Source organism: Xenorhabdus cabanillasii, assembly GCF_003386665.1.
GTDB lineage: Bacteria > Pseudomonadota > Gammaproteobacteria > Enterobacterales > Enterobacteriaceae > Xenorhabdus > Xenorhabdus cabanillasii.
Window position 1 is genome coordinate 3,948,200 of record NZ_QTUB01000001.1, and the last position, 15,022, is coordinate 3,963,221.

Annotated in this window: 10 protein-coding genes and 2 pseudogenes; 2 read left to right on the top strand and 10 right to left on the bottom strand. The window is 41.0% G+C overall.

Annotated elements, in window-relative coordinates:
• Positions 1-52 precede the first annotated feature (52 nt).
• The 5 genes from BDD26_RS17805 to BDD26_RS17825 form a co-directional block, all read right to left on the bottom strand.
• Positions 53-2,251 carry an AAA family ATPase gene (locus BDD26_RS17805; protein ID WP_115827308.1) on the bottom strand — a complete coding sequence of 733 codons (2,199 nt, stop codon included), beginning with the start codon at positions 2,249-2,251 and terminating at the stop codon, positions 53-55.
• A gap of 458 nt (positions 2,252-2,709) precedes the next feature.
• Positions 2,710-3,549 carry a GTPase domain-containing protein gene (locus BDD26_RS17810; protein ID WP_115827309.1) on the bottom strand — a complete coding sequence of 280 codons (840 nt, stop codon included), beginning with the start codon at positions 3,547-3,549 and terminating at the stop codon, positions 2,710-2,712.
• A gap of 24 nt (positions 3,550-3,573) precedes the next feature.
• Entirely contained in the window at positions 3,574-3,969 is a 396-nt protein-coding gene (locus BDD26_RS17815) for a helix-turn-helix domain-containing protein (protein WP_115827310.1), read from the bottom strand.
• Positions 3,970-4,290: 321 nt separating this feature from the next.
• Positions 4,291-4,734, bottom strand: coding sequence for an IS200/IS605 family transposase (gene tnpA, locus BDD26_RS17820; RefSeq protein ID WP_115827311.1), 444 nt, complete (start codon positions 4,732-4,734; stop codon positions 4,291-4,293).
• A gap of 504 nt (positions 4,735-5,238) precedes the next feature.
• Positions 5,239-5,511 carry a helix-turn-helix domain-containing protein gene (locus BDD26_RS17825; RefSeq protein WP_115827593.1) on the bottom strand — a complete coding sequence of 91 codons (273 nt, stop codon included), beginning with the start codon at positions 5,509-5,511 and terminating at the stop codon, positions 5,239-5,241.
• A gap of 80 nt (positions 5,512-5,591) precedes the next feature.
• On the opposite strand from BDD26_RS17825, the pseudogene BDD26_RS17830 reads away from it, so the two are divergent.
• Positions 5,592-6,755: pseudogene (locus tag BDD26_RS17830) on the top strand (IS3 family transposase).
• Here the strand turns inward: BDD26_RS17830 and BDD26_RS17835 are convergent.
• The 4 genes and pseudogenes from BDD26_RS17835 to BDD26_RS17850 form a co-directional block, all read right to left on the bottom strand.
• Positions 6,714-7,099 (bottom strand): annotated as a pseudogene (locus BDD26_RS17835) (phage head closure protein). The pseudogenes BDD26_RS17830 and BDD26_RS17835 sit on opposite strands and share 42 nt — an antisense overlap.
• Complete coding sequence (locus BDD26_RS17840; protein WP_115827312.1) at positions 7,051-8,268, bottom strand: phage portal protein; 1,218 nt, start codon at positions 8,266-8,268, stop codon at positions 7,051-7,053. Before BDD26_RS17840 ends, BDD26_RS17835 begins: the two are co-directional and overlap by 49 nt.
• A gap of 2 nt (positions 8,269-8,270) precedes the next feature.
• Positions 8,271-8,816 carry an HK97 family phage prohead protease gene (locus tag BDD26_RS17845; protein ID WP_115827313.1) on the bottom strand — a complete coding sequence of 182 codons (546 nt, stop codon included), beginning with the start codon at positions 8,814-8,816 and terminating at the stop codon, positions 8,271-8,273.
• Positions 8,817-8,861: 45 nt separating this feature from the next.
• On the bottom strand, positions 8,862-10,016 hold the full coding sequence (locus BDD26_RS17850) for a phage major capsid protein (protein WP_115827314.1): 1,155 nt from the start codon (positions 10,014-10,016) through the stop codon (positions 8,862-8,864).
• A gap of 344 nt (positions 10,017-10,360) precedes the next feature.
• On the opposite strand from BDD26_RS17850, the gene BDD26_RS17855 reads away from it, so the two are divergent.
• Positions 10,361-12,100, top strand: coding sequence for an LA2681 family HEPN domain-containing protein (locus BDD26_RS17855; protein ID WP_115827315.1), 1,740 nt, complete (start codon positions 10,361-10,363; stop codon positions 12,098-12,100).
• Between the two features lie 530 nt (positions 12,101-12,630).
• Here BDD26_RS17855 and BDD26_RS17860 read toward each other — a convergent pair.
• The gene (locus BDD26_RS17860; RefSeq protein WP_244922825.1) at positions 12,631-14,976 is read right to left on the bottom strand and encodes a primase-like DNA-binding domain-containing protein; all 2,346 of its coding nucleotides are present in this window, start codon (positions 14,974-14,976) and stop codon (positions 12,631-12,633) included.
• Positions 14,977-15,022: the final 46 nt, after the last annotated feature.

The window sequence follows — 15,022 nt, forward strand, 5'->3', positions numbered from 1 at the left end:
CCCGAACCGTTGAGTGAATGGTGCCTGCAGGTGGTAACGTTTATAAATCAGTTTATTGAGGTTTAGGAACTCTAATTCCCATCATTGTATCATGATGCTCAATATCTTCAGTAGCCTCAAATATCTTCCGGAACAATCGGAAATAATTGCTTACATCAATAATTCCAGTACCCTGAATATTTCTCCCGCCAGAGTGTGAATGTCGGTTAATCGCTCGATAGAAAGAGTCGTATTCTCCTGCTGAATGCTCTTGTGCCAATTTTTCTAGTGCGTGCCCCAGTTTTTCCTGTTTGCAAGCAAAACTGAAATAATATTCCAATATATTCCGCATCGTATTGAGCAATACTACTGGTAGGCACCTGCCATCTTTTACGTCCTTGAGTGTTTGCCACAATGCTTGATATTCATTCAACATTTCGTGCATTGACAACGTAACGCAATCGCTGTGATGGCCTTTAACTATACGAAGAAGTGACCAATTCTTTGGTGTGGTGGCGTTCTGATCTAGCCTTCTGACTGATGAGAGAAGTATCTCCTGAAAGAAGAATATGTTATGTGTCAGTATGACAAGGTGACTGGCCAGTCCAGCTGTAATGAACTTTCTCTTTATTAGAGAAGCCACTTCATAAATAAAATTATGAGAAAGACTTGATATCGGATCATCAATCACAACAAGCTTTGAGTTTGTAACACCTTGTTCCATGGTATGTCCGGAACAGAATTCAATGAAGTAAAGAAAAGCGATAATTGTTTTTTCTCCTTCACTCAGCGATTTAAAAACGTCATTATCTTTAGGCCGACTTCTACGCTGTAGTCGATACAACTTAAATTCTTCATCATGACAAATAATATTGAAATCATTTATACCCAACAGAATCAGGTTATTATTTATAGTGTCAATAGTGGGCTGAATAACGGACATTTGACCTGTAAGGCGATGGTTTTCTTCCTCAAGTTTCTGTTTTTCTGTCATGAGAGAAGATACTTCAATATTCTTATTTTTTATCTGTTTTTTTGCTTCAGTAACCTGAAGTTCACAATTTGAAAAATAGGGTTCACAGTTATTTCTGAGGTAAGAGAGAACTTCATCATTAAGCAGCTCCATTTCGATATCAAAATTCGATGCCAGACGGTTACTTTCTTGTATTTGATCATTAAGTGTATTCAGATTGTCTACTAGTTTCTGCGATAATTCATTAGTACTGTCAGGCTTTATGGACTTTGAGGGATGTTCAATTTTGTAGGTTATTGCCTGAATATTCGCATGGAACAATTGTTGAAGCGATTTCACTATTCCAAATGCCGCACTGTCATTCACGACAACCGGATGGTTTTTTAGCTGTTCACGAAAAGCATCTAGTTTTTCAATATCTCTGGCAATAGCAGTTTTTGCATCGTGGATTGCGGCGATAGATTGCTCGTAAGATTGATCAAACATTCTGGCAACCTCTTCCAAAATATGCTGAGAATTAAATTCTTGATGACAGAATGGGCACACATCACCACGGACATATTCTGTACCCCTGCGAAGCCAGTCAGCATTCCCTAAATCTTGAATAAAGGCCGAGAACTGCGTATTTGAAGCTGGCATCAGCGGTGTAGCCATAAGATCGATGATATCCTCTGATAAACCCTGAAACGCTGGCTCATTTAATTCGTTATATCGCGTTCCCTTACTGTTCAGTAATTGTTGGAGTTTGCTTGTCAGCGCTTCTGTTGTATAGGTTGTTTGTCTGGGAGAAGTATTCTTCATACGATTATAAAAAGTGTTTCGTTGCTTCGCTCCGTCTAAAAAATATTCTAGGCTTTTTCTCTCGTTGACGGTTTTATCAAATATGTTATCTATACATGTTTTGACAAAAGACTCTCTAGCTGTTTCTCTGTCTTGAATGAACGTATTCAAGACATCGAGTTCTTCTTCAATTTGTGTTATTCGTTTGTTGTTATCATTTATTGTTGTGTTGAAGTCGTCATTTTTTTCATTCAGAGTGAATATCCCTGGCTGATATTTTTCATTGCGAAATTTTTTCTCCACATATTCCTGATTGAAAACGAGAAAATCAAAGGTTTTATCACTCTGAAAGTAGCAATTTTTGTACTCTTCCGGGTGGTATCCGGTGAAGTAACCTGATATTGTTGATTTTCCAGAACCATTCTGGCCATATATCAGCGTAATTGGATTACTGAAATCAATAGTAACCTCTTTATCAGCGGAATAACTTTTAACACCTTTGAGGGTGAGTATGGCCATTTTTTCTTATCCCTGTCAGTTGTATCGCATTCATGTTATATGGTCAAAATGTTATTAGTAATGATGGATTGGTCAATAGTTAAATTAGATAACACCATGAGTTGTGTTTAATAACGTTAATTGACTATAAATAATTGAAATTATTTAATTGTAACTTGCATGTACCTGTTTCAGATTGTAACGCTCTAATCCTATATCAGGTTGTTCATTTTTAGGTAAATCAATCATTTCTTTAAATAAGACGCAACTAGCAAAACAATCCCTCTCATAATTTAATGGCTTGACATCATCTGTTTCGATTTCGCCATATTTTGATTTTCCATTATAATATTATTCTCTGCTAAGATTACTTTGTCATAAAATATTGTAATTTTTCATGTCATAATTAATAGCGTTTAAGATATGCACAATCTGATTTTCAGTGAATTTAAATATTTCATTATTTAAATTAAGTTTATTTATTTTTCATCGATATATCTTTCTATGATTTCCAGAACATCGTTTACATTTTTATTATGGCATTCTTGTTTAATTGATTTTGCTATGTGGTTATTTGTATAATTAATATAGCTAACGTTCCCATTTATGGTTTCTCTCCATAAATTTATGGACTCTTTATATTCATTGTGTAAGTTTGATTCTTTTTTCCCCCAAAGATCTGATTTGTTAAATAAAAATAAAGATTGTGGTTTTTTAATATTTATGTCAGAAATAGAACCATTGTATCCTTGTATAAAATTACATAATCCTTTAATGAAACTATTATTTTTATTTATTCTTCTTTTTTGTATTACGGAGCTGTTATCTCTATCTGAATGATCCAGCATGATTATTATAACGTCAGCTATTTGTAATGCTTGATATATTTGAGGTATAGAGTCACCACTCACATCTACAAAAACTACATGTTGATTTATTTTAAGTTTCTTTAACCTTCCTTGTATGTTTTGCGTCCTCTGCTTAGCAGGGTAATCATTGAATAGTGAGTTTATAAATGCTGTCTTTCCGACTCTAGATAATCCTAAAACAACAACTGTTTTAACATGTTTTTTCTTCAATTTTTTTATTTCATTGAAGCTATATATTTTTTCTAATTCACTCTGCTTAAACCATATCTTTTTTAATTTTATTACTTTATAAATAAAAATAAAAGCAAGAATAAGCCATACGAATCGTGATACATAAGGCTCGAAATCAGATATAAATTTAGGCTTAAAACTTCCGAGAACTGTGACAATGGCAAGAAAGCACCATAATGAAGGTGATTTCATTGCACCTTTTATATCCAATACAAACATCTTTTAATTACTCCCTAGAAAAAATTATGCTTTCAGATGTTCATCCAAAAATAATATTAGAGTTCTATGTTGTTTATATGATAAGCGAGGCCAGATCTGCTCGAAGCGCTCTTTTAATTCTGTATCTTCCTTAGATATGTGTGAATAAACCTTAATCTCATTTTTTTCTTCAAAGCAATCTATAAAAAACCAACTAATTGGAGTGTTTAATTCATCACAAATTGCCACAAGATGAGTTATACTAATTCTATTAGTTCCTCTTTCATATCTGGATAGTTGTTGTTGAGTAGTACCAATCCGTTTAGCTAAATCAGTTGCTGTTATCCCCAGTTCTTTTCGCCTACATTGAATACGTTGACCGACCAGTAGATTAGCATCATAAAATTTATAACTATTTGTGTCTGATGATAATTCACTCATGTATGCCTCAGTAAGATAAACAATAAATATTGTTTGGATGTTTCTTCTATCAAAATACAGCCTAAGTGAGTATTTATAAATACTAGGCACAAATATGCAATAAAGCCAATGTTTATTCTTAATTTTTTTAGAGGGGAAGTGTACAACATGAAAATATTAAGTCATTAAATAGTTTCATGCTGCATATTTACACCCTAATTTTCAAGATCAAATCAGAAGCTTTTACTCCATTAAACTCCAGCACTGGCGTATTTTTAACTATCTTTATAGATGTATCAAAAGTACTGCAATGAACAACCCCGCCGCAAGCAGCGGGGTATCTTAAAATAGTGCCAGTTGATGATCTGAATGCAGTTTGTCATATTCTTTACCTTGATTTTTGACGCACCGTCCAATCATCTGTTCATCGCCGTGCTTGCCGACCGTACTGGCAAAATAGCCGTCAGTCCAAAACTCGCCTCCCCACAGAGCTTTCTTCACTTGTGGGCAGCGTTTGAATATTTCACGCGCTGTCAGGCTTTTGATGAGTGTAACAATTTTAGTCACACTGTACGTAGGCACTGATTGCACGAGAAAATGCACGTGATCTTTGTCCATACCTATTTCTAGAAACTTCACCTGATAGCGAAGTTCTATATCCAGACACACCGTTTTCAGAATCTCATCAACACTATCATCAAACACTGCTCGCCGATATTTTGCTGGCAAAACGATATGGTACATTAGCACCGTAACATTATGGCTTTTATGAGTGTATTCGCTCATCCATTTAGTTTACGCCGCAAGCGGCGGGGAATATAACCCTTAGAGATTTAATGGGCAAGATGTAGCGGTATTTACTGGGTGTACCAGGCACAAGAAAATAAGAATGATTAAAAAAAATAACGAAAAAAAAGAAACCTCTATTGATATTCTTAGTTTGATTTAAAATGACAGACATGTGATTTTATTGTGATAGTAGATTTAAAACGGATATATTGTGATAATATTTCCCTAATTGTTAGTATTGATAACAGGGTGATGTTTGAGTCAATACAGTTTTTTGATCTGGGCATTGAATTTGTCGGATTTGTGGTTAGTTTTCTCCTCTCTTAGTATGTGCATTTCAAATTGATGAGCGCTGGGTATGTTAGCTGTGAAGGAAAAGGAACTTTGTCACTAAGTCTATAAAACATACTTAGTGACTAATTTTGATGCCCCCGTCACTACTTGCTTCTTTAAATTGAGAAAATGATAGTTAACACTCTCATTTCTTTTAAACGAACAGTACTAGGGGTGTTCTTGTGGTTTATTACGAACTTTACGCTCAATAGGCTGACCATCATATGAATCAAAATAACGGCTAGGCCAGATTTCTGAAGGATGTATGCCAAGATAATTTGCAATAATCCATTCACCTTTCGGCCAAGGCCTGCTGAGAGTATTGGCTAATGTAGAAGAACTTAATCCGGCTTCACGGGAGACTGCTGCTAAGGTAGTACCACGCTTACGTAATGCAGCAATTATATCGGCCTGATGCCAGTCTTTTTTAATATCAGTCATTCCTGCTTGAAGTGGCATACTAATTTTGGTCACTGTAATAGAGGTGATACTCTCACTTCGACAATTCAACAGGTGACATAATGAAAAGAAGTTTCAGCCCCGAATTCAAATTAGAGTCAGCTCAATTAGTGCTTGACCAAAACTACAGTATTGCAGAAGCTGCCAGAGCGATGAATGTCAGTAAATCAGCTCTGGGGAGCTGGGTTCGTCAGTTGAGTCTGGAACGGCAAGGCAAGGCCCCCACAGCCCTGCCCATCCCGCCGGAGCAAATTGAAATTCGCGAATTAAAAAAGAAACTGCAACGGATTGAAATGGAAAATGAAGTCTTAAAAAAGGCTTCAGCACTCTTGATGTCCGACTACCTGAACAGTTCTCGTTAATCGAGCAATTCAGAGTGCTTTATCCAGTGGCTTTCCTTTGTCAACTGTTCGGCGTATATCGCAGTAGCTATCAGGCCTGGCGTCATCGGAAGAAAACACCGGATGCTGAACACGTCAAATTAAAAAGTCTGGTTCGGGAAGCTTTTAACGAGAGCAAGGGTTCAGCCGGTGCACGAACCATCGCGGCCATAGTAACCGCAAAAGGCATCCCATTAGGCCGATGGCGGGCCGGAAAGTTAATGGCTGAGATGGGACTGGTCAGTCGCCAGCAGAAAAAACACCGTTATTCGCATCGGGAGCAAGAACCGGTTGATATTTCGAACTCTCTTGATCGTCAGTTCGCGGTCATCGAGCCCAATCAGGTTTGGTGTGGCGATGTGACCTACATCTGGACAGGCAAACGTTGGGCTTATTTGGCGGTGGTCCTCGACCTGTTTGCCCGTAAGCCTATTGGCTGGGCCATGTCGTTCTCTCCGGACGCTGAATTGACAAAGAAAGCATTAGAAATGGCATTTGAATCAAGGGGGAGACCACGGGGTGTGATGTTTCACAGCGATCAGGGCAGTCACTATACCAGTAAAGCGTTCCGGCAGTCATTGGCGTTATGGTATTAAACAAAGTCTGAGCCGCCGGGGAAACTGCTGGGATAATAGCCCTATGGAGCGCTTTTTCAGGAGTTTAAAGCGTGAATGGGTGCCTGAAGAAGGGTATCCCAATTTTGGAGAGGCTTTTCGCGCAATCACCCATTATATAACAGGCTATTACAGCCAGCTTCGTCCTCATTGGTATAATAATGGCTTAACACCCAATGAATCAGAGCGATTATTTTGGAAAAACGCTAAGGTCGTGACCAATTTTAGTTGACCACTTCAATTTCGCATCGGGGATGACCGCCATAATGCTAAAAGCTGTGCCCCTCGTGTTCGCTCCGTGAAAGGTTATGCTGTTCGCTGTGGTCACATCAGCACGATAACGCAGCCAGATACGCACGGTGGCTTCTGAGAACACTGCGCCGGATGCCACCAGCTCCCGCCCGCTAATGGCTTTAACTTCTCCCAGACGGTGGCAACATCCACCCAGTTATTAATGACACCGCCAAACGAATCACGCGTACTTTCATTTTTACGAAGGGTTATCCGATGCCGTAATCTGCCTGCTCTCATGCCTTGTTCTCCATTCGTTTTTTCACTTCGACCGTTTGCTTCCATGCCTGGCTAAATTCATCACCGCCCTCACGGGGCGATAATCCCTCGCGCTCGCGGGCTTCATTCGGTGACATAACACCGGATTTAATGGCAGTTTCATAGCTCTGGAAACGTTCTTTCGGATTGGTACGCAGCAAGTCGGCAGTATCAAACTCCACCTGATAGCGAATTCCCCGTTTCGGTGAGGTCATCAGCAAAGCCGATTTGATTTGCTGTTCAAAGTTGGCAAGCCACGGGCGCATAGTGATAGTCAGAAAGGCGCGTGATGCCTCGCTAAAGTTGCTGTAGGTACTGTTCGAATACTCTTGCAGAAAGATCGGGCTGACATTGAACATACGGGCAATATCATCAATGGTGAAGCGACGGGAGGCCAGCCACTCGGCATCTTGGTTACTCATGCCTAACTGCTGGTATTCCATCCCACCTTCAAGGATCGGCGTTTTTCCGGCATTACGCGCACCTTTATAACGTTCGAGGGCTTCCAGTGCCTTACTTCCCTTGATTCCATCCAACCAGTCAGCGGCTTTAATCACTCCCGCCGCCATCATGCCGTCTTTCATAATGCTTGCGCCGTGGCGTTGTTGTGCCAGTCCCAAGCCCAGAGTTTCACGGCAAACGGTGACGGGTGAGCACCCAAGAAAACCATCTTCGGTGGCATAGCGCAAATGCAGAATTTCTTCCTGTAGATAAGTTTTGACCTTGCCGCTATAAGGCTCAGTGAGAGTGTAGGCGAACCGGTGATCGGATAGCCGCTGCGGGACAATTGCCGATGGCGGGTAAGGGTGCAAGGATTGGGGCTGACCATCCCGTCCCCAGACAATCACCGCATACGCATTGCCATTCAGCAAGCAATGACGCATCAGCGTTCGCTTGAATTGATACGGCGTCTGACAATCATTCGGGCATTCATTCAGCAAGTAATCCACGGGGTGATCGCTCAACCATTCGCGGGATTCTTTGCCGTTCTGGTGCGCAACCCGATAGAGATAGCAAGGCATGGAGGCCACCGCTTCACTAATCACCGTCACGGCATTCATCACCGCCGGTAAACCCTCTGCTGTAGACGGGGAAACATGTTCACCTGATTTGGTGTTAGAGATGCCTGCCAGAGAAAGAAACTCATCCAGCGTCATACTGCGGGTTTCAGGGGCTTTACGCTTAAACGGCCACATAGTTACACCTCGGACAGTTGCAGCCAGTAATGACGCAAATCGGCATCACGGGGTTTAGCGGCATTCAGTGAACGCCTGGCAATCTCTACCCCACTTTCAGGGTAGGCGGGTAAGCTGGTGATGGTGATTTTCCGTAATTCGGCCTCTAAGACGGTTCTGACGTAAGGTTCCTGACCCACATCCCACTGATCCTTCAATGCTCTGAACCCGAAGGACATTCCAGAGATATCACCCCGTTCAACCAGCGTTAACACATCGCGCCCTAATTGGGTATCCGGCGGGGTTAGTTCGAAGCGTAGTCCGATAGTATCTTCGCTAAGTTGCAATGTACCGGAGGTGGTACGGCCTAACAGGTTCATATGATCATGTTCATACAATGCCCGAACATCAGTATTTGCCGTCAAGCTGGCACGAAAGGCATTCGGGGCGAATTGTTCAACAAATTCATCCCATAGGATTTGGGATCGGCTGTTCCACTTAATCACATAGCCGGTCAGTTTTTTATCACTGGCAGACAGTGAGGCCGTTCTTAATTCAATCTCATTCATTCGAAAGACTCCAGGACTACGAAGGGGGCGCAGTGCCCCTTGTCGTTAACCCGCTTTAGTGCCTTTGATTTCCAGCACTTTGATGGCGTTGGAATCCACCAGCCCGCCGCCCAAGTACTTATCAGTGTGAACCTTATAAAACCCCGGTTCGGTGATATTGTCAGGACGGGTACGGGTGCCTGTTTCGTGATCAACGATGAAATAACCGCGTTTGAAGTCCCCCAGACCGATCACACCTTCCGGCATAAATTCAAGATAGTGGACAGGCAAGCCCAGCAGCATATCCGGATCACCCGCCTGTAAACGTTCCCGACAGATATAATCACCATTGCCGTTTTTCAGTTTTTGCACCTGAGCGGCTGTGCCGGAGTTCATCACCCAGACTGCATTTTTGCGGTATTTGTTCATGAGTAAGAATTTCAGGTCAATCAGGCTATCGGCGGAAAGCGTATCGGCTTCCAGCTTCTGTAGTGTGCCAAATGCGCGAATTTTGTCGGCTTGAGTATCACGGGGATAAGACAGAAAGCCTTTTGCTTTTTTACTGCCGTCACCGCTCACGAGATCCGTTTCTTCGGTATCAACGAATGTGTCGGCAATTTCGGAAGTCAGCCAACCTAAGATATCTACATCGCTAAAATCGATAATCTCTTGGGTAGTTCTGGGATAAGCATAGATAGGGAACAGCTTGATGCTGACTTCTTCCATCTTCGGCATTGTGGTTTCATTGCGGGCCTTGCCTTCTTCCCCGTGGGCGACGGCTGCACCACCGACCGAAACCAACTGCTTATATTCGTTGCTGCGTGTGGTTTTCACCGTACAAATCCGACGCATGACTGACTCATCAGTCAGTTGTTGCATGATTTGTTTGTTCAGTTCGGGAATAACGGTATAGCCACCCTCTGACGGAACACTCGTGGATAAAGCGCGGGTTTCGCCAGTCAGAACATAGTGGCGCAATTCGTCATTACTGAGTTTTTTACTGGTGGGATGGTTTTTTGCCTGACTACGTTCTTCATCAGCCAAAGCTTCATAACGGGCAATTTCAGTATTCAGTATGTCGGACTGGCTGCGTAGTTCGTCGAACTGTTTAGCTTCATCGGTATTCAGTGAGCGTTTTTCGTCTTCCGCTTTGGTGAGCAGTGAACGCATTTGCTGGGTTAAATCGGATTTTTGTTGACATAATTCGAGAAGTTTTTTCATAGTGTTTCATATAAAATATGTTGGGTTAAATTAGTTCTAATTTTTAACACCATGAAAAATAATATGAAGTTATCTATTTATGATGAGTGATTACACAAAATCAGAAACAGCTCTAAACAAAGGCCTATTATTTTGTGTAATCTGACAGCCTGCTTTGTGCTGTTAATTTACGGTGAACAGGTCACCTTTTATCATCCTTAACTTAAAGGTTAGATTAGCAGCACCAATCAAAAAACGTACATTTTGCGCAACAAATAATTGATTAAATAGTGTAATGTGTATTTACTTTTGATGTCGAAGTTTACCATTCGGTTTGTATGAATAGTTAAGGAGTCCCCTTGTTAATGGTAAAAGATGAACTTGACGAGTTCAGTAAGCTTGCGGATCAATACATCATCACAGGTGATCACGCTTCTTTAGCTACATTAGTCGAGAGTTTTACAGAACAGGATTTCACTTTTTCTCACCCCTTGTATGAGGCGCATTATCTTTACTGCTTAGGAAATTGCTATTCTGAACTCTATGAAACTCGTAAAACAGAGTGGTATTCAGATGATTTGATGAAATCTGTCATCTTCTACAGAAAAGCTTTACATGCGCTCCCTAAAGCAGATTGGAGAGAACACGAAAATAATATTCATGCGCATAATAATCTTAGATCTATGATTGAGACAAATTTAGCTAATCGCCTTTCATCACAAGGTAGAGTACTATGTTGCATTCTGCACTATGATAACGCTATTTCTATAGATAATAATCCTGTAGCCATTATATCCAAAGCTAATAATGAATTATTCCTTGGCCATTCGCTTTATGACAACGGGCATTCAGAATATCATTACTTTATTGCTTATGAACTTGTAAGAAAAGGAATTGAAAATATCAAGAGACTATATCCTGAGCAAAGAACGTCACTTGAGGAAGGAGGTCGATTATTCAACTTTAAAAAATGGTTCGAGGAGCTTTTTGAAACATCAGCTTTCGATTATTTCAAAGAGTATACTGGAAAGTTTACATCAAAAAAACAGAAAAACTATTTAGAATGGTGCGCTAAAAACAGACTCTTTCTTAATGATTTGAATGATGTTTGTGAGTACCAGAACACTTATGAGGATGTTTTTGCATTACCATCATTTATTCAATCAATTAATAATTCTCTTACCATGCATGAAGAACTATCCTATCACGGTAATTATGATGAATTAAAAAATGATTATTGCTATGCTCGGTACTTAATATATTCTTCAAAAAATATACCGGATGATGCCACTCATATATTCAACTCAACATATCAACACGTTGAAGATATGACTTACTCAATTAATAATTTGAAGATTGCTCAGTATAAATCAGCATTTAGAACAGTATATTCACTTTTTGATAAAATAGCATATTTAATTAATCGTTTTTTTGATTTAAATGATCTAAAACATGACAAAAAAATCAGTATAGATAATTTATTCCGTGATTTCACAGGTAAGAATAACGAATGGAAGCCCCATAAAAAACTGAAGGATAGCGATAATCATTTTATTCACGCATTATTCTATATATTAAAAGATATCCGCAAAGTTGGTAACTCCGATTCAGTAACAAAATGGTTAGATCCAAATGCAGTGGCATTTGCAGAAATTAGAAATGCTATGGAACATCGTTCATTAAAAATAGTTGATGATTTTGGCTATGAACTCGCAACATCACATTATACTTACAATGATGAACAGTTTAGAAAATTGCAAGAAGAAGTTAATACGATACCTTATGAAATTAGAGAGATTGAATTAAAGCTTAAAAAAGCCAAGGAAGATAATAATTCTCATTTACCCCAGCAACTTAAAGAACAAATTAATAAGCTAAGCTCAAGACTTACAGACCTAAAATCAAAGATCTATGAAAAAGAAAAACTATCCTCTCACTCTCTTTTAATACCAATAAGCCAATTTGAATCAAGAATTATGCAACTCATTGGCTTAGCTCGAAACTCAATAATTTATTTATCATTAGCTATCCATTTTGAAGAGCGCAAGCGTCCAAAAGATGGTATCTACATGCCAAGAAAAGTACCACTAAAGCAAAGTTTGTGATTGTTCCAAGAGCATTTATAATGCCAAGGTGAAACTGATTATAAATGGGGCATTAATGCCCCTAACTTGCTTCCTGCAAATTAGCATACCACAAAGTTATGTCCGCTCTTCGCTCATAATCGCCCAAGTACCTTCCTGTAGAGGGTACAAAACCAGAAGCGAACGTTCTCTACTATATATTTACTTTATTTACATCCTTTTCTGTCTGGGCGTACTGCCAGATCAAGTGATAACTAATACAACGAAGATTCTTAGATAAATGCTTCTGTTTCCTACCCCCCTGAAAATCTTTTTCACCCTCTCAGTTATACACCCTCTACACAATCCCCTGAAAGCCTTGCTACATCTCGGTTTGATGCAATTAATATGATATTCACTGACTGTATCATCTGTTCACCCATTTTTTAGATTAATGAAGAAAATGTAGAGTTGATGTATAGCTAAAAAATAACTATACATCGATTATTTTCTTTTAAATACAGTTAGATATTTGAATTGGTGTATGGAGTGCAGACTTAAAGCCAAAAGTTTTATACAGGCGATTTAAAATCTCGACACTCAGGCACTGATGGTAGCCATTCTTCGGCCTCTTCCGATAATTCCACGTTATAGGAATAGCCTTTCTTGGTACGCACTTTTCGATACTCTTTTCGGTACTCCAGCATAATCTTGGGAATGGATTCACCAAACTTCGTCAGTGTCAGCGGACGTTCAAAGCCATGCGCTTCCATAAAAGAGAGATAGGCGTGATACAAGTACAATCTTGGTGCGCGTGGGCTGATATTCTTATTCCCCATCTTCATTCCGCTCACATCATTGACTGACACCAGATAACCACAAAAACGATACAACGGATCGGAATGACTCTTTACCGTTAATGCTTCGTTCGAGTCGCGTTGCGCCTGTAGCAGTTTTTTAGCCTTATTCTGGTCGGCAAATTCTGTTAATAAATGACGGATAATCACCGGCAGTTCACGACTGATTTTCTCCGGTAACTGTGGGTCTTTCTCGGATTCTTTGACCGGAATATTAAACGGAAATATCACCCGCCGCCGTGCTATACCGCCATTGCGCTCTGTAAAACTCATGGGTTCGTTATTGGTGGCTAATACCACGGCTTTGATGATGGTAGAAAACTGCTTCTCATATTTTCCGTCAACTTCAATCAGGTCGCCGCCGGTAATGGCCTTAATGCCTGCGCCTTCACCGACATATTTAACCTGATCGGGCAGCGTAATTAAGCTCTTGCCGACAAACTGATAACGGCCTCTGGCTTCATCCAGCGCTCTCATATTGCCACTGGCGGTATTGTGCTCTCCCGCCAGTAGGGTAGCGATATACGTAAACACACTTTTCCCGCTGCCGCCTTCGCCGGTGACTTCAATAAATAGCTGCCAGTCATAACGGTTTGCCAGAATCATAAACAGGGCAGCTTTGATACGATTCATCTTATTTTCATTCTGCCCCGCCGCATGGGATAACCAGCGATAAAAATCTGGGGCATGATCTGGCAAATTTTCACCAACAGCAGGCTGGGTAAATTCAATGCCGTTATGATTCATTAACCAGTGTTCCGGTTGGTGCGGGGTAAATTGTTGTGTCGATAAATTATACACACCATTACGAAACCCAATTAAATCCTGTCGCTGTTCGCCAATGACCGGAATTTGTAATTTCATGGCACAGATAGCGTTATTGATCCCGTTTGGGCTGTAAGGAGTGTCGTGCTGGTCAAAGATTGCCACCATTGCGCGGCGCAGCACGTTATCTGACAGGGTTTCCCATGTCGTACCGTTATAGTGATAAACGGCTTCACTTTCAGCATGTACCGCGATTTTTTGGTAATGCTCAACCAATAATGCCCCGCGTTGACTGGCTGCCATCTGTGCCAGATTGTTATTAGCCTTTTTGGACTTCGTTTCGTGGATAACTACCGCTTCTGCTTCCATGAGTTTTTTCTCCCCAACCTGATATAATCCGTTGCTGAATGCCTGCTTTGCTACCTCCATGCCGTGATGTTGACGATAATCGTCCCAGTCGGCTTTATATTCCGTTGGTGGTAACGTTACCCATCCATTGATAGCTTTAGCGGCTTTCTCTGCGGCAATTTTGCCCACGTTCTTTTTGAGTTTGCCATTTTTGTCCCGTTCGCCTTGTGTGTGCCAATCATTATCGGCGGCAAGGATAATTTTCGATTCAGGCCACCGCGTTCTGACCAATTCGGCAACATTCAGTAAATTGCTTTCATCAATAGCAGCCAGTATCGCGCCATCATCATGTAACTGGCTGACAGTCAGCGCTGTCGTGTAACCTTCGGTAATGATGATCGTGTCAGGTATTCCGGTTATTTCAGATACCGGAATAACACTTCCTTTCTTCTGTGTACCGGAAACAAGGCGTTTTTCGCCGTTTGGCTTGATAGTCTGAGCACCCGTGATAGTGCCGTCCAGTGTCTGCGTCACCAGCAATAGAGAATTCTGTAATAACCGCTGATTGGGGCATTGCAGCCCCTTTTTCGCCAGATACTGAGATTCTCCCCTTATCGATTTTGCCACCAGCACCACGATCCGTTCCGCAATGGGTTTTACTGTTCTGGGCTGTTCTTTTGCTGGCTTGGGTTCAGATAGCGGCATTGCCAGCACATCAGCAATCTGCTTAGCTGCGACCAGAACAGTGATACCTTTAACTCTTGCCACTAAATCCAATCCATCGCCGTGATTGGGCTGGTCGCACTGGCGACAATGCCAGTCGCCGTGATGGTTATCGTCTATAAAGTGAAAACGGTCTGTGCCGCCGCATATCGGGCAAGCGCCATGCTTCCCCTTTACCGGAACATCAACGCCACAGGCTGGCAACAGGCTTTGCCAGTGATTCATGGCGGATTGTTTCACGGTTCGGATAACGTCTCCCGTAGGGTTTTTG